This window comes from Ornithinimicrobium cryptoxanthini (assembly GCF_023923205.1).
Classification (GTDB): domain Bacteria; phylum Actinomycetota; class Actinomycetes; order Actinomycetales; family Dermatophilaceae; genus Ornithinicoccus; species Ornithinicoccus cryptoxanthini.
On record NZ_CP099490.1, the window covers coordinates 2,292,117 to 2,307,701 of the forward strand.

Annotated in this window: 16 protein-coding genes; 6 read left to right on the plus strand and 10 right to left on the minus strand. The window is 69.6% G+C overall.

What is annotated here, in order from left to right; all coding sequences use genetic code 11:
* Positions 1-22: 22 nt before the first annotated feature.
* Complete coding sequence (gene map, locus NF557_RS10550) at positions 23-790, minus strand: type I methionyl aminopeptidase (protein WP_252619220.1); 768 nt, start codon at positions 788-790, stop codon at positions 23-25.
* Positions 791-797: 7 nt separating this feature from the next.
* Positions 798-2,201, minus strand: a complete 1,404-nt coding sequence (locus NF557_RS10555) for a glycine--tRNA ligase (RefSeq protein ID WP_252619221.1) — start codon at positions 2,199-2,201, stop codon at positions 798-800.
* A gap of 57 nt (positions 2,202-2,258) precedes the next feature.
* Between NF557_RS10555 and NF557_RS10560 the strand changes: the two genes are divergently transcribed.
* The 5 genes from NF557_RS10560 to NF557_RS10580 are packed head-to-tail and all read left to right on the plus strand — an operon-like array spanning position 2,259 to position 5,788.
* Positions 2,259-2,582, plus strand: coding sequence for a DUF6703 family protein (locus tag NF557_RS10560; protein ID WP_252619222.1), 324 nt, complete (start codon positions 2,259-2,261; stop codon positions 2,580-2,582).
* A 38-nt stretch (positions 2,583-2,620) separates the two neighbouring features.
* A complete protein-coding gene (locus NF557_RS10565; protein WP_252619223.1) occupies positions 2,621-3,550 on the plus strand; it encodes a metal ABC transporter substrate-binding protein in 930 nt (309 codons plus the stop codon).
* Positions 3,547-4,419, plus strand: a complete 873-nt coding sequence (locus tag NF557_RS10570; RefSeq protein WP_252619224.1) for a metal ABC transporter ATP-binding protein — start codon at positions 3,547-3,549, stop codon at positions 4,417-4,419. Before NF557_RS10565 ends, NF557_RS10570 begins: the two co-directional genes overlap by 4 nt.
* Positions 4,419-5,393 carry a metal ABC transporter permease gene (locus NF557_RS10575; RefSeq protein WP_252619225.1) on the plus strand — a complete coding sequence of 325 codons (975 nt, stop codon included), beginning with the start codon at positions 4,419-4,421 and terminating at the stop codon, positions 5,391-5,393. Before NF557_RS10570 ends, NF557_RS10575 begins: the two co-directional genes overlap by 1 nt.
* Entirely contained in the window at positions 5,390-5,788 is a 399-nt protein-coding gene (locus tag NF557_RS10580) for a Fur family transcriptional regulator (RefSeq protein ID WP_252619226.1), read from the plus strand. The genes NF557_RS10575 and NF557_RS10580 overlap by 4 nt, the downstream gene beginning before the upstream one ends.
* Positions 5,789-5,902: 114 nt before the next feature.
* Here the strand turns inward: NF557_RS10580 and NF557_RS10585 are convergent, their stop codons facing one another.
* From NF557_RS10585 to NF557_RS10595, 3 genes are all read right to left on the minus strand, one after another.
* On the minus strand, positions 5,903-6,724 hold the full coding sequence (locus NF557_RS10585; RefSeq protein WP_252619227.1) for an isoprenyl transferase: 822 nt from the start codon (positions 6,722-6,724) through the stop codon (positions 5,903-5,905).
* Entirely contained in the window at positions 6,721-7,452 is a 732-nt protein-coding gene (recO, locus tag NF557_RS10590; protein WP_252619228.1) for a DNA repair protein RecO, read from the minus strand. The genes NF557_RS10585 and recO overlap by 4 nt, the downstream gene beginning before the upstream one ends.
* A 61-nt stretch (positions 7,453-7,513) precedes the next feature.
* Positions 7,514-8,041 carry a hypothetical protein gene (locus tag NF557_RS10595; RefSeq protein ID WP_252619229.1) on the minus strand — a complete coding sequence of 176 codons (528 nt, stop codon included), beginning with the start codon at positions 8,039-8,041 and terminating at the stop codon, positions 7,514-7,516.
* Positions 8,042-8,215: 174 nt separating this feature from the next.
* Here NF557_RS10595 and NF557_RS10600 point away from each other — a divergent pair, with 174 nt between their 5' ends.
* Positions 8,216-8,863 (plus strand): alpha-ketoglutarate-dependent dioxygenase AlkB, encoded by a 648-nt coding sequence (locus NF557_RS10600; RefSeq protein WP_252619230.1) that lies wholly within the window; start codon positions 8,216-8,218, stop codon positions 8,861-8,863.
* A gap of 2 nt (positions 8,864-8,865) precedes the next feature.
* Here the strand turns inward: NF557_RS10600 and ptsP are convergent, their stop codons facing one another.
* From ptsP to NF557_RS10625, 5 genes are all read right to left on the minus strand, one after another.
* On the minus strand, positions 8,866-11,391 hold the full coding sequence (gene ptsP / locus NF557_RS10605; RefSeq protein WP_252619231.1) for a phosphoenolpyruvate--protein phosphotransferase: 2,526 nt from the start codon (positions 11,389-11,391) through the stop codon (positions 8,866-8,868).
* Positions 11,392-11,505: 114 nt separating this feature from the next.
* Positions 11,506-12,132, minus strand: coding sequence for a dihydroxyacetone kinase subunit DhaL (gene dhaL, locus NF557_RS10610; RefSeq protein WP_252619232.1), 627 nt, complete (start codon positions 12,130-12,132; stop codon positions 11,506-11,508).
* 2 nt (positions 12,133-12,134) lie between these two features.
* Positions 12,135-13,139: a dihydroxyacetone kinase subunit DhaK gene (gene dhaK / locus NF557_RS10615; protein WP_252619233.1), complete on the minus strand. Its 1,005-nt coding sequence runs from the start codon at positions 13,137-13,139 to the stop codon at positions 12,135-12,137.
* 122 nt (positions 13,140-13,261) lie between these two features.
* Positions 13,262-14,236, minus strand: a complete 975-nt coding sequence (gene era / locus NF557_RS10620) for a GTPase Era (RefSeq protein WP_256855783.1) — start codon at positions 14,234-14,236, stop codon at positions 13,262-13,264.
* Entirely contained in the window at positions 14,233-15,585 is a 1,353-nt protein-coding gene (locus NF557_RS10625; RefSeq protein ID WP_252619234.1) for a hemolysin family protein, read from the minus strand. The genes era and NF557_RS10625 overlap by 4 nt, the downstream gene beginning before the upstream one ends.

Sequence of the window (15,585 nt, forward strand, 5' to 3'; positions counted from 1 at the left end):
GGCAAGAGGTTGGGCGACTTTACTAGGACGCCTGGGTGAGCACGAGCGGTCCGTCGGCAGTGAGCGCCACGGTGTGCTCGCTGTGCGCGGCGCGGGAGCCGTCGGCGCTGCGCAGGGTCCAGCCGTCGGCGTCGGTGAAGATCCGGTCGGTCCCCGCCAGCAGCCACGGCTCGATCGCGATCACCAGTCCGGGCTGCAGCTTCAGCCCCCGGCCCGCCCGGCCGTCGTTGGGCACGTGCGGGTCGCCGTGCATGGTGCGCCCGACCCCGTGGCCACCGAACTGGAGGTTCACGGCATAGCCGGCCCCACGGCATACCTCACCGATGGCCGCGGACACGTCGCCCAGCTTGCCTCCGGGGCGCATGGCAGCGATGCCCGCCGCCAGCGCACGCTCAGTGGTCTCGATGAGGCGCAGGTCCTCGTCGCGGGCCTGCCCCACCACGAACGAGACGGCCGAGTCAGCCACCCAGCCGTCGACCGCGACGGCGAAGTCCAGGCTCAGCAGGTCACCATCACTCAGGTCGTAGTCAAAGGGCAGACCGTGCAGGGCGGCGTCGTTGACCGAGGTGCAGATGACCTTGCCGAACGGCATGGCGCCGAAGCTGGGGTGATAGTCCACGTAGCAGCTCGTGGCACCCGCCGCGGCGATCAGCTCGGTGGCCCTGGCGTCGATCTCCAGCAGGTTGGTGCCGACACCGACCTCCTCGCGCAGGGCGGCCAGCGCGTCCGCGACAAAGCGGCCCGCCGGCCGCATCGCCTCGATCTCGCGCGGGGTGAAGTGCTCGATCACCAGAGTCTCAGCAACCGATGAGCCGCTGGGCCAGATAGCCCTCGACCTGGTCCAGGGCGACCCGCTCCTGGGCCATCGAGTCACGCTCCCGGATGGTCACGGCGTGGTCGTCCAGGGTGTCAAAGTCCACCGTCAGACAGAACGGTGTGCCGATCTCGTCCTGGCGGCGGTATCGGCGGCCGATGGCACCGGCGTCGTCGAAGTCGATCATCCAGTGCTTGCGGAGCTGTGCTGCCAGGTCGCGCGCCTTCGGAGTCAGGTCCGCGTTGCGGGACAGCGGCAGCACCGCGGCCTTGATCGGCGCCAGGCGGGGGTCGAGGCGCAGCACGGTGCGCTTGTCGACGCCGCCCTTGGTGTTGGGGGCCTCGTCCTCGGAGTAGGCGTCGACCAGAAACGTCATCAGTGAGCGACCCAGGCCTGCTGCCGGCTCGATGACGTAGGGCGTGTAGCGCTCTCCCGTGGCCTGGTCGAAGTAGGTCAGGTCGGCCCCGGAGTGCTCGCTGTGCGTCTTGAGGTCGAAGTCGGTGCGGTTGGCGATGCCCTCCAGCTCGCCCCATTCCGAGCCGGCGAAGTTGAAGCGGTACTCGATGTCGACGGTGCGCTCGGAGTAGTGCGACAGCTTCTCCTTCGGGTGCTCGTAGTGACGCAGGTTGTCCCGGTTGATGCCGAGGTCGACATACCAGTTGGTGCGCTCGTCGATCCAGTACTGGTGCCACTCCTGAGCAGTCGACGGCTCGACGAAAAACTCCATCTCCATCTGCTCGAACTCGCGGGTGCGGAAGATGAAGTTGCCCGGGGTGATCTCGTTGCGGAAGCTCTTGCCGGTCTGGGCGATGCCGAACGGCGGCTTCTTGCGGGCCGCCCCCATGACATTGGCGAAGTTGATGAAGATGCCCTGGGCGGTCTCCGGGCGCAGGTAGTGCAGGCCGGACTCGTCCTCGAGGACGCCCAGATAGGTCTTGAGCATCATGTTGAACTCGCGAGGCGTGGTCCAGGCACCCTTGGTGCCGCAGTTGGGGCAGTTGACGTCGGCCAGGTCGACGTCGTCGGGGTTGACCTCCTTGCCCTTCTTGGCCGCCTTGTCAGCCACGCCCTCCTGCAGGTGATCCGCCCGGAAGCGCTTGTGGCAGGACTGGCACTCCGTCAGCGGGTCGGAGAACGTGCCCACGTGGCCCGACGCGACCCAGGTCTGCCGGGGCAGGATGATGGAGGAGTCGATGCCGACCACGTCGTCGCGGCCCTGGACGACCGCACGCCACCACTGCGCCCTGATGTTGTCCTTGAGCGCCACGCCCAGCGGCCCGTAGTCCCACGCCGACCGCGTGCCGCCATAGATCTCGCCACACGGGAAGACGAAGCCTCTGCGCTTGCAGAGGCTGACGACGGTCTCGACGGTTGAAGTAGCTGCCATGCCGCAGAGTCTAAGCGGGCCGCGGACCGGGTCGGCCCAGCGGCTAGGATCTCAGTCGTGTCCGACCCGATCCACTCTGCCGACCCCCACTACCACTCGACCGGCACCCGTGCCGCGATCGAGCGGGCGAGCCTGCCGGCGCTCGCCTGGCTCGCCAAGCTGCCGACCTGGCTGCCCATGCTGGCGATGGCCGCGCTCATCCTCGTCGGCGCCTTCCTGGGCGGCGTGGTCGGCGCGGTGCTGGTCGGCCTGGCCCTGCTGGCCCTGGCCTGGCTGCTCTATCTGAGCTGGCCCCACCTGACCACTCCCCTGCGGATGATGCGCATCGCGGTCCTGGTCCTGCTGATCGCCATCGTCATCACCCAGTTCGTCCCACGTTGACTTGACAATGATTCTCATTAGCAGTGAGAATCATTGTCATGACCCGAACCTTTCTCACCGTGGCCGCCACGGCACTGCTGCTCACCGCCTGTGGCAGCGGGGAGCCGGGCGAGGCCGGCGATCAGGTCACGGTCGTCACCGGCTTTTATCCGCTGGAGTATGCCGCGCAGCGCGTCGTCGGTGACGTCCCGGGCGTCAGGGTCGAGACCCTGGCCTCCCCCGGGGTCGACGCCCATGACCTCGAGCTCACACCGCGCCAGGTCGCATCGGTGCAGGATGCCGACCTGGTCGTCTATTCCGCCGGGTTGCAGGCCGCGGTCGACACCGCGGTCACGGACCAGGCGCCCGCCCGCAGTCTGGACGTCGCCTCCGTGGTGGACCTCCTGGAGGACGACCATGATGAGCACGAGGACGACGAGGAAAGTCACGAGGGCCATGACCACGGCGGCGTCGACCCGCACTTCTGGCTCGACCCGCAGCGTTATGCGCTCGCCGGAGACGCCATCGCTGACGAGCTGGCCACGGTCGACCCCGACAACGCCGCTGCCTACCGCGCCAACGCGGAGCAGTTCAGCGCCGACCTGCGCGACCTCGACACAGAGTTCACCGACGCGCTGAGCAGCTGCAGCCAGGACACCCTGGTCACCACGCACGAGGCGTTCGGCTACCTGGCCGAGCGTTATGGTTTCAAGCAGGTGGGCATCACCGGCATCACCCCGGACTCGGAGCCGAGCCCGGCTCGGATGGCCGAGATCACCGACGCCGTGAAGCAGCTCGATGTCACCGCCGTCTATGCCCAGAGCACCCTTGGGCGCGACCTGGCTGACGTCATCAGCTCCGAGACCGGGACCCAGGTGCTCGTTCTCGACCCGATCGAGAGCATCACCGACAGCTCGGCAGGCACGGACTACCTTGAGGTCATGCGAGCCAACCTGGAGTCGCTGCGGCAAGGTCAGGGATGCGCATGACCGCGCAGGCCTCGACCACCTCCACGCCCACCACCCCCGCCATCGACCTGCGCCGGGTCTCGTTCGGCTATGCCGGCAAGCCCGTCGCCGAGGACGTGAGCCTGGCCATCCACCCCGGGGAGGTGGTCGCGCTCCTCGGTCCCAACGGGTCCGGGAAGTCGACCCTCGTCCGCGGACTACTCGGCCTCAACGACCACCTGGCGGGTGAGGCAATCGTGCTGGGCACCCCGCTGGCCGACCTGCACGACCGCAGCAGGCTCGGCTACGTGCCCCAGCGACATACCCTCTCCGGTTCCGTGCGCTCCACCGTCCGTGAGGTGATCGCGACCGGTCAGCTGGCCAGCCGCCCCTGGTGGCGGCGCGCGACGCAGGAGGATCGCGAGACGGTCCACCGGGCGGCCGACACCGTGGGTCTGGCGGACCGCCTCGAGGCCGACGTAGCCACCTTGTCAGGGGGACAGCAGCGACGGGTCCTCATCGCACGGGCCCTGGCGGCCCAGCCCGACGTGCTGATCATGGACGAGCCGACCGCGGGGGTCGACGCGGCCAACCAGGACGTACTCGCGGCCGTGATGCACCGACTGGCCGGGCTGGGCGTGACCATGCTGATCGTCACCCACGAGCTCGCCGCCCTGCGCGGCATCGTCGACCGCATCGTCGAGATGGACTCCGGTCACGTCTCCTTCGACGGCACCCCGCTGGCGTATGCCGAGCGTCAGGCGTCCGTCTCGCGTGCGGCCGACGCCGGTGGTCACGGACACCACCACCACTATGACGAGCACGAGGACGGCACCGACGAGCGCGACGGGACCGGACTGGTCGGCGGCATGGGGCCGTTGGACGGTTCGGTCGAGGGGCGGACGGGCTGATGCCGGAGATCCTGTCCTATGACTTCATGCGCAACGCGCTGCTGGCCGCGCTGCTGGTCGGTGCAGTCGCGCCGATGGTGGGCATCTTCCTCGTCCAGCGGCGCCTGTCCCTGATCGGCGACGGGCTGGGGCACGTGGCGCTGGCGGGTGTCGCCGTCGGTGTGCTCACCGACAACCTGCCGATCATCACTGCACTCATCGCAGCCGTCCTGGCCGGCGTCGCCGTGGAGGTCATCCGGGCCCGGGGTCGCACCAGCGGTGACATTGCCCTGGCGGTGATGTTCTATGGCGGCATTGCCGCCGGCGTCGTGGTCATCAACAAGGTCGACGGCAGCCAGAGCTCCAACCTCACGGGCTATCTCTTCGGGGCGATCACCACGACCTCGACCGGCGACCTGGTCGTCTTCGGTGTGCTGTCGGCGGTGATCCTCGGCGTCACGCTGGTGCTGCGCCAGCGCCTGTTTGCGGCCGCCGGCGACGAGGAGTTTTCCCGCGCCAGTGGCCTGCCGGTCATGGCCCTCAACATCACCCTGTCGGTCCTCACCGCGGTCACGGTCGTCGTCTCGATGCGTGTGGTCGGCCTGCTGCTGATCAGCGCCCTGATGATCGTGCCCAACGCGGCCGCCCAGGAGGTGGCGCGCAGCTTCCGCTCGGCCACCGTGTGGGCCGTCGGCTTCGGCATCCTCTCCTCGGTCGGCGGCGTGGTGACCTCGTTCTATGCCGACACCGCCGCCGGTGGGACGATCGTGCTCCTGGCCATCGGGCTCTTCCTGCTGGTCGCTGCCGTGTCCGCGCTGGTCGCCGCCGCCACCGCCCACCGGCACCGGGTCGCCGAGCGCCACCCGCACGAGCACGGGCCCGGGTGTGGGCACGAGGCCATCCCGCACGACGACCACGTGGACTATCTGCACGGCGACCACCGCCACGCGCCCCATGGAAGCCACTACGACGAGCACGAACAGGTGAAGCCGTGACCAGCCCCCGACGACGACCGACCCGCCAGCAGGCGGCCGTGGCGGCTGCGCTGCAGGAAGTCCAGGACTTCAGCTCGGCCCAGGAGCTGCACGCCCGGCTGCGCGAGGCCGGCGACACCGTGGGCCTGGCCACCGTCTATCGCACCCTGACCGGCATGGTCGACACCGGCGAGGTCGACGTGCTGCGCACCGACGAGGGCGAGGCCGTCTATCGGATGTGCAGCAGCGGCCACCACCACCACCTGGTCTGCCGCGACTGCGGCCGCGCCGTGGAGATCGAGGGGCCGGCCGCGGTGGAGCGGTGGACCGACCAGGTCGCCGCCGAGCACGGCTTCAGCGACATCTCACACACGCTGGAGATCTTCGGCACCTGCACCGACTGCGCCCGCGCCTGAGCGCCCGTCAGTCCTGAGGCCGTGGCGGGCGCGGTGAGATCGCTTGTGTCAGGCACCTGCAGGGTCAGGGGCCTGTGGATGCCTGACACAAGCCGGCGGTGACAGATGTCCGACTCACGCCTGGGACTGGTCGATCGCACCGCCATAGCGTCGGTCTCGCGCGGCATACGTCTCGATCGCCTGCCACAGGTGGCGCCGGTCATAGTCGGGCCACAGCGTGTCCTGGAAGACCATCTCGGCATAGGCGCTCTGCCAGACCAGGAAGTTGGAGGTGCGCTGCTCCCCCGAACTGCGCACAAAAAGGTCCACGTCGGGGACCTCGGGGTGATAGAGGTAGCGCCCGATCGTGCGCTCGTCGATGCCGCGGGGGGAGATCCGCCCCGCCCTGACGTCCTCTCCGATCCGGCGGACGGCATCGGCGATCTCGGCCCGCCCGCCATAGTTGACGCAGAAGTTGAGCGTGATGATGTCGTTGCCTCGGGTGCGGCGCTCAGCGTCCTGCAGCTCGGAGATCACCGACTTCCACAGCCGCGGGGTGCGGCCCGACCACACCACCCGCACGCCCCAGCTGTCGAGCTCGTCGCGGCGCCGGTGGATGACGTCGCGGTTGAAGCCCATCAGGAAGCGGACCTCGTCGGGACTGCGGCGCCAGTTCTCGGTGGAGAAGGCATAGGCCGAGACGCACGTGACGCCGATCTCGATGGCTCCGGCGATGACGTCGAGCAGGCTTGCCTCACCGGCCTCGTGCCCCTCGGTGCGCTTCAGCCCCCGCTGGTTGGCCCAGCGCCCGTTGCCGTCCATCACGATGGCCACGTGGTCGGGCACCAGCTCTGCAGGGATGTCGGGGGGCTGGGCCCCGCTCGGATGCGGGAACGGCGGCACCGGACTGGCCTTGGGCGTGTCCCCGCGTCGGGCTGTGCGTCGCGACTCCCTCACGGCACCCGCTCCACCAGGCGCAGTGAGCGCACCCCGCGCTCCAGGTGCCAGTGCACGTGGGCCGAGGCGAGCTTGCTGGCCTCCCGGCGGTGCTTGAGGTCGCTGGCGTCGGCCTCGACCCAGTCACCGCTGAGCAGCGCCGCCAGCAGGATGAAGGTCTCGGGTGCGGGGGCTGCGCACCCGGGCGGTCGGCATACGGGACAGACCGCCCCACCAGAGGCGATGTCGAAGGCCCGGTGCGGCCCCTCGGCACCACACTTTGCGCAGTCGTGGAAGCTGGCCGCCCACCCGGCAATCGCCATGGCGCGCAGCAGATAGGAGTCGAGCACCAGCCCCGCCTCGTGGGTCTGCCCGGCGAGCGAGCTGAGCGCACCGGCGAGCAGGGCGAACTGCTGGACGGCGGGCTCACCCTCCTCGGTCAGCCGGTCGCAGGTCTCGAACATCGCGCTGGCTGCGGTCCAGGCCTCGTAGTCGCGGGCTATCGCATCGCCATACGACGCCAGCGACTCCGCCTGGGTGACGGTGTCGAGGTTGCGGCCCTCATAGCACTGCAGGTCCACGACCATGCCCGGCTCGAGGCGCGCGCCGAACTTCGACTTGGTGCGTCGCACCCCCTTGGCGACCGCGCGGACCTTGCCCCTGCCGCGCGTGAGCATGGTGACGATGCGATCGGCCTCACCCAGTTTGTGGGTGCGCAGGACGATCGCAGCGTCCCGATAGAGCGGCATGGCCCCAGTCTCCCACCCGGCACCGTCAGAGCCGGGTCACCGGGGTGAGTATGCCGCGTGTCTAGCTCCGCCCTGCGGGTGGAGCGCGCAGCACGAGGAGCGCGACGCCACCGAGCAGCAGGCTGAGTCCGGCCGCGCCGAGCGCCACGGCGCGGACGACTTCGGTCAGACCACCGAAGAGGGAGACGTCCCCGAGGGCGAACTGCGCCTCCTCGGCGCACTCGATCGTGCCGCCCTCCGGCCAACCGGACGCCTCGAAGGCTCCGTAGAAGGTCGTGCCGTCAACCTCGACCGGGTCCGTCAATGCACCGGCGATGCCGTTGAGGGGCACACCACTCACCGGATCACCGCTCTCGTCGAGGACCTCGCAGCCGAGATCACGATCATCGGCGCCCTCGGCACTGGAATAGACCATGACGCTCGACCCGAGCAACCCGGGTGCGGGGAGGGTGATCGGCGGACCCTCCACCGTGGCTGCACCCGGCTCGACCCGTGGCAGCAGGAGCGCGAACGGCAAAAGCACCGCCCCCAGGAGCAGCAGCATGGCGGCACCAAAGGTGAGCACGGAGCGCTGACGTTGCGAGAGCATCCGGAGATCTCATCACGGACCTCGCGGGGGCGTCGAATCCTGTGGGCGACCCGCGCGGTTTCCGCGTGACGAGCCTGGAGGTCACACCGGCTGACTGATCAACCTCAGCCCGATGCCTCCCCTGGCCAGCGTGGACACTGGACAAGATCCAACACCTGTTCTAATCTCGAACACATGTCCGTCGCACTGCAAGGATCGCTACTCGACCAGGTCGACGACGTCGGCCTCCGACCCCTGCGCGGCGCTGTGCAGCGCACTACCCTCACCGCGGGTGCCTGGATCGATGTGCGCCCAGGCTGGGTCACCGGTTCCGACGAGCTGTTCACCCGGCTCGCGCTGGGTGGACCGGCCGGTGTGGAATGGCGTGGGGAGCGCCGCGTGATGTGGGACAACGAGGTGGCCACTCCCCGACTGTTGCGCTTCTATGACGAGCGCGAGACTCTGCCAGACCCGGTGCTCACCCAGGCGCGGGAGGACCTGAGCGCCTACTACCGCCCCGAGCCGCACGAGCCCTTCCGGACCGCGGGCATGTGCCTCTATCGCGACGGGCGGGACAGCGTGGCCTGGCACGGGGATCGGTTCGGCCGCGGCAACAGCCAGGACACGATGGTCGCCATCGTCTCCATCGGTGCTCCGCGCGCCCTGCTGCTGCGGCCCAACGGGGGCGGCGCCGGCCGCACGGTCCGCCGGGTCATCGGGCACGGCGACTTGCTCGTGATGGGCGGATCCTGCCAGCGCACCTGGGAGCATGCGGTCCCCAAGACTGCCAAGCCGGTCGGGCCACGGATCAGCATCCAGTTCCGCCCGCGCGGGGTGCGCTGACGTCAGCGACGCAGCAGTTCGCGCACCTCGGCGGCCGAGTCCGCCTGCAGCGCGCGGGCAGCAAGGTCCTGTGCGTCGACCAGGCTGACCGCCCGGATGGCGTCCTTGACCGCCGGCACCGACGCGGCCGTGGCGCTCAGGTCGGTGACTCCCAGGCCGATCAGCAGCACCGCGAGGCCGGGATCGCTGGCGGCATCCCCGCACAGCCCCACCTCGACCCCCTCTGCCACGCCCGTGCAGGTTTCCCTGATCAGCTGCAGCACAGCAGGATCCGCGTGGTCGGTGAGCCCCTCGAGCAGGGCGCTGCCACGTTCGGCTGCCAGCACATACTGCGTCAGGTCGTTGCTGCCGATGCTGACGAAGTCGAGGAGCGCCGAGAGCGCCTCGGCCCGCAGCGCGGCTGCGGGCACCTCGATCATGATGCCGACCTCGAGAGCGTCCGGCCGTCCGTCCGGCAACCGGCCCGCGGCCTCGTCCAGCCGGGCCAGCGCCCAGTCGACCTCCTCCACCGTGGTCACCATGGGGAACATCACCCGCAGCGGGTGCTCGCGCGCGACCCGGCAGATCGCCTCGAGCTGGTCCACCAGCAACCTCGGGTCCTCCCGGAAGGCTCGGATCCCCCGCAGCCCCAGGAAGGGGTTGGCCTCGATGGGATGCGTGTGGAAGGGCAGCGGCTTGTCCCCGCCCACGTCCCAGGTGCGGATCGTCAGGGTCCGCCCGGGCAGTGACTCGGCGATCTGCTCGAAGGCGGCGATCTGCTCGGCGACGGACGGGGCCTGCGCGCGGTCACCGAAGAGCGCCTCGGTGCGGATGAGCCCTGACCCGTCGGCCCCGGAGTCCGCCGCCAGGGCAGCCTCAGCCACGCTGGCGAGATTGGCCTTGACGAGGACCGCGTGGCCATCTGTCGTGACGGCTGGTTCGTGGGCGTGCTCCAGCATGCGCCGTCGTCCGTCGGCCCGCTGCCCCAGCAGCTCCTCGAAGTCGTTGCGGGTCTGCTCGTCGGGGTCGATCACCAACCGTCCCGTCCGGCTGTCGAACGCCACGACCGTGCCGTCCTCCACGGTGTCCGCGGCGCGGGCCCCGGTCAGGACAGGAAGGCCCCGGGCGCGCGCCAGCAGCACTCCGTGCCCGGTTCCTCCACCGGCGACCGTGAGCACCCCAAGCGTGGTCACCGCGTCCACCTGCACCGCCGTGGCGGGGTCGAGCTCGTGCACCACCAGTATCCCGGGCCGTTCCAGGGTCACGGAAGCAGGCGAGCTTGGGGAGGCCTCACCCGCCAGCGCCCGCAGCAGGCGGTCGCCGACGCTCGAGACATCCGCCCCGCGCTCGCGCTGATAGACGTCGGTCAGGCCCTCGAACTGAGCGCGCAACACGCTGACCTGCGCGCGCACGGCGTCAGGGGCACTGACTTCCTCCCGGAGCGCCAGCCGCACCTGCTCGTCCAGGGCCGGGTCGTCCAGCATCGCCAGATGGGCATCGAAGACCGCGGCCTGCGCTCCCCCGACGCGGGTCTCGGTGTCTGCGCGCAGCTGCTCCAACTCCCGGCGAGCCTGCGCGAGCGCACGGTCATAGGCCTCCGTCTCATCGCCAGGGTCACCAGCGGTGTAGTCTTGCAGCTCCGGAGCAGGGTCCAGCCGGTAGGCCGGTCCGATGGCAGCCTCCAGCGCATAGGTGGGCCCGGTGCCAGAGCTGGGAACGGTGCCCGGACTCGTCTGCGGTGGGGCGGTCGCCGCAGTGGTGGCCCGAGTCGGTGCCAGGTCGCCGAAGCCGCTGTCAGCCAGGTCGCTCAGCGCGTCCAGAGCCTCCTCCGCGCCGGCGCCCCGTGCCTGGATCTCGAGGCGGTGCCCCTGACGCGCGTCCAGCGTCGCGATGGCCGTCAGACTCCGTCCGTCGACCGGTCCTCGTCCGGTCTCAAGATTGCGCACCCGGACCTGGACACCGGGGTGGGCGGCCACCTCCCGGACGAACCTGGCCGCTGGCCTGGCGTGCAGCCCGTGCGGCGCACTCACCGACACCTCCCGGGTCACCGCGGTCTCCCCCCAATTTTTGCCGGGGTTTCGCTGGTCCTGCTCGTCTTTTTGCCGGGGTTTCGCTGTTTCATCCGCAACAGCTCCCTGCCCGGTTCCGAGGTGGTGCGACTTGGCCATCAGACCCTGCTCCGCCTCAGCAGCCACCGCTTCCAGGTCGGCTCCGGCTCCTGCCGCCACAGCCGCACCGACCAGGCCCTCAACCAGTGGCGCGCTAGAGATGCGGACTCGACGGGCAACATCGGGGTCCACGAACTCTAGGGCCATCTCCGCCGACAGCACCGCACTACCGAGGTCGAGCAGCACCAGAACGCCGTCCCCGCTGTCCGCCGCGCCGATCGCCTCGGCCACCGCGGCAGCGTCCGTGCCGAAGGTCTCAGCATCCAGCCCCGCAGCGATCTTGATCGCCGGGCCGTTGGCCGGGTCAGTCATCTCCCCTGCCAGAGCCACAGCTGCGTCGGCCAGGGCACGGCTATGGCTGACCACCACGATCCCGATCATGACCAGCCTTCCTCACACATCAACAGATAACTACACACCGAGAAGGCTGGAGATCGACCAACGAAACCCCGGCAAAAATTGGTTGTGGACCAACGAAACCCCTGCAAAAATTGGTCAGGCCAGGGTGCGTGCGGCCGACTCCAGCAGCATCGTCGAGCTGGTCGCACCCGGGTCGATGTGTCCGCGGCTGCGCTCGCCCAGATAGCTCGCCCGGCCTTTGCGCGCGACCAGGTCCTCGGTGCCGTCCCGGCCCTTGGCCGCGGCCTCGGCCGCTGCCGCGAGGGCACCGGCCAGGTCACCGCCAGCACCGACGGCAGCGTCGAAGGCGTCCAGGGCAGGCGACCACGCGTCATACATCGTCTTGTCGCCGACCTCGGCCTTGCCGCGGGCCAGGATGCCCTCGACACCGGCCCGCAACGCGGCACCCACCTCCTCGGCGCCGGCCTCCTCCACCCCCGCAAGGGCACCACCCATGCGCAGGAAGAACGTGCCATAGAGCGGCCCGCTCGCGCCGCCCACGTTGCTGACCAGGCTCATGCCGACCTTCTTCAGATAGGCGTCGATCGCGGTGAACTCTTCCTCGTCCGCGAGACGCGCGGCACGGGCCATCCCGCGCTGCATGTTGCTGCCGTGGTCGGCATCGCCGATGGCCCGGTCGAGGTCGGTCAGGTAGTCGGCCTGTTCGGCGACGACGCCTGCGTAGTCACCGATCCACGCGGCGAAGGACTGCAGGTTCGCCACCCTCACACCCCCCACCGCAGGCCGGGGGTGTTCACGGGTGCGTCCCAGAGCCCGACCATGTCGTCATCGGCCTTGAGCAGCGTCACCGAGCAACCGGCCATCTCCAGGCTGGTGATGTAGTTGCCGACCAGGCACCGCGCGATCGTGACACCGGACCTCTCCAGGATCTGGGCCACCTCGGCATACATCAGATAGAGCTCGAGCAACGGGGTGCCACCCATGCCGTTCATCAGCACGATGGCGCCGGAGTCGCCGGTGAAGTCCAGGTCCGACAGGATCGGCTCGACCAGCATCTCGGCGACCTCACGGGCGGACGCGAGCGGGACTCGCTTGCGCCCGGGCTCGCCGTGGATGCCGATGCCGACCTCCATCTCGTCCTCGGCGAGCTCGAAGGTGGGCTTGCCGGCGGCGGGGACGGTGCAGGAGGTCAGCGCCATGCCCATCGAGCGGCCGTTGTCGTTGACCCTGGTCGCCAGCGCGGCACAGTCGGCCAGCGAGCGGCCCTCCTCCGCGGCCGCGCCCACGATCTTCTCCAGCAGCACGGTGGTGCCGACGCCGCGCCGGCCGGCGGTGTAGAGGGAGTCCTGGACAGCGACGTCATCATCGACGACCACGGCCTGGACCTGGGTGCCCGCGTCGGCGGCGGCCAGCTCGGCGGCCATCTCGAAGTTCATCACGTCGCCGGTGTAGTTCTTGACAATGTGCAGGACGCCCGCACCGCCGTCGACCTCCTTGGTCGCGGCCATCATCTGGTCCGGCACCGGCGAGGTGAAGACCTCGCCGGCGCAGGCCGCGTCGAGCATGCCCAGCCCGACGAAACCACCATGCATCGGCTCGTGGCCGGAGCCACCACCAGAGATCAGGCCGACCTTGCCGGGCCTGATCTGCTCCTTGCGATAGACGACCTTGTTGTCCAGGTCCACGCGCAACCGGCCTCGGTGGGCCGCTGCCATCCCTCGAAGCGCCTCGACGACGACGTCGGCGGGGTCGTTGATGAGTTTCTTCATGGCTACAGCAAACCACCATCGCGGTCCGGCCACCATGGCTCGGACCGGTGGGTTGTCGCGGGTCGCCGAGGGTGGGCTCAGCGGCAGGATCAGAGTCGGCCCAGGGAGACCCGAAGGTAGGCTCAGAAACCGAGGCGCTGCAGCTGCTTGGGGTCGCGCTGCCAGTCCTTGGCCACCTTGACGTGCAGGTCCAGGAAGACCTTGTGGCCGATGATCTTCTCGATCCCGGTGCGTGCCTGGGCACCGACCTGGCGCAGTCGGGACCCGCCCTTGCCGATGATGATCGCCTTCTGGCTGGGGCGCTCGACGAAGATGTTGACCCGCACGTCGGTCAGCGGCTTGTCCTCGGGTCGGTCCTCGCGGGGCACGACCTCCTCGACGACGACCGCCAGGGAGTGGGGCAGTTCGTCGCGCACACCCTCCAGAGCCGCCTCGCGGACCAGCTCGGCGATCATCACCAGGGTCGGCTCGTCGGTGAGCACGTCGTCGGGATAGAGCTTGGGCGAGACCGGCAGGAAGGAGGCGAGCACGGTCGCGACGTCCTCGACCTGGTCGCCCTTGGTGGCCGAGCACGGCACGATCGCGTCCCAGGTGCCGAGCTGGTCGATGGCGATGAGGTGCTCGGCGAGCGCCTGCTTGCCGACCGTGTCCGACTTGGTCGCCAGCGCGACGACCGGCACCCGCCTGGCCCGCCGCAGGTCGGCCAGGTCTCGCGCGATGAAGGTGTCGCCCGGTCCGGGGCGCTGGTCGGCGGGCATGCAGAAGCCGATGACATCGACGTCGAGCAACGTCTCGCGCACGAGGTCGTTGAGGCGCTGTCCGAGCAGCGTGCGGGGGCGGTGCAGCCCGGGGGTGTCCACCAGGATCAGCTGGTAGTCCTCCTCCGTGCGGATGCCGCGGATCGCGTGGCGCGTGGTCTGCGGCTTGCTCGAGGTGATCGCGACCTTCTGCCCGACCAGGGCGTTGGTCAGGGTCGACTTGCCGGCGTTGGGACGGCCCACCAGGCAGGCAAACCCGGCGCGGTATGCCGTGGCCTCGGGTGGCTGCTCGACCCCACCCGGGTGCGCGTGCTGGGGGCCGGGGTGGGACTGGCTCACGTGCGGTCCTCCGCGTCCTGGTCGGCACCGGCGCTTCCGGTGCTCTCCCCATCATCGTCCACACCAGGGTCGGCCGGGTCCGCCACCGGTTCGGCGTCGGGCTCCACCCGGTGCACCAGCACCGTGGCCACCCGGCGACGTCGGCCGGCCATCCGCTCAGCGGTCAGACGCAGCCCCGCCAGCTCGGCCCAGGAGCCGACGATCGGGACCATGCCGATCTCGGCCCCGAGCAGCCCCCCGACGGAGTCCACGTCCTCGGTCTCGAGCTCGACGTCAAACATCTCGGCAAGGTCATCGACCGGCATCGTCGCGGGCACCCGGACGCTGCCGTCCTCCAGGGTCTCGATCTCGACGACGTCCCGGTCATACTCGTCGGTGATCTCACCGACGATCTCCTCGATGATGTCCTCGATGGTGATCAACCCGGCCGTCCCGCCATACTCATCGATGACGATCGCGATGTGTGAGCGGTCCCGCTGCATCTCACGCAGCAGCCCGTCGACCGACTTCGACTCGGGGATGCGCTGCACGGGTCGCATCAGCTCGCTGACGGGCTCCTGGGAGTTGTCGGCGTTGGCGTTGACCGCGCGGGCGACGTCCTTGAAATAGAGGATGCCCTGCACGTCGTCGCTGCCCTCACCGATCACCGGGATCCGGCTGAATCCGGAGCGCAGGAACAGTGACATCGCCTGGCGCGCCACGCGGTCCTGGCGGATGGAGACCATGTCGGGCCTGGGCACCATCACCTCGCGGGCCACGGTGTCTCCGAGCTCAAAGATCGAGTGGATCATCTCGCGCTCACCGGCCTCGATGACCTGGCTCTCTCCGGCCAGGTCAAGCAGGTCGCGGAACTCGGCCTCGTTGGCGAACGGCCCCTCGGCATAGCCGCGACCCGGGGTGACCGCGTTGCCAAATATCACCAGCATCTTGGCCAGTGGTCCCAGCAGGATCCGCAGCACGCGGATGACCGGCGCGGACAGCAGCGCCACCTTCTCGACGTGCTGACGGCCCAGGGTGCGCGGGGAGACCCCGACGACCACGAACGAGATCAGCGTCATGATGCCGACGGCGATCAGTGCGGTGCGCCAGTGGCTGTCGGTCTGGGTGTCGACCGCGACCGTCACCGCGACCGCGGTCACGGCCTCGGCGACGACCCTGGTGAAGGCGGCCACTGCCAGATAGGCGCCAGGGTCGGCGACGACCCGCGCCAGCGCGTCGGCGCCGCGCTGGTCCTCCTCCTGCAGCTGCTCGACCCGGTGCCGGGAGATGCGCAGCAGGGCGGTCTCGCTGGCAGACAGCAAGAAGGCCACAAGGGTCGCCAGGATGGCGACGACGGTCAGGGTAATCAC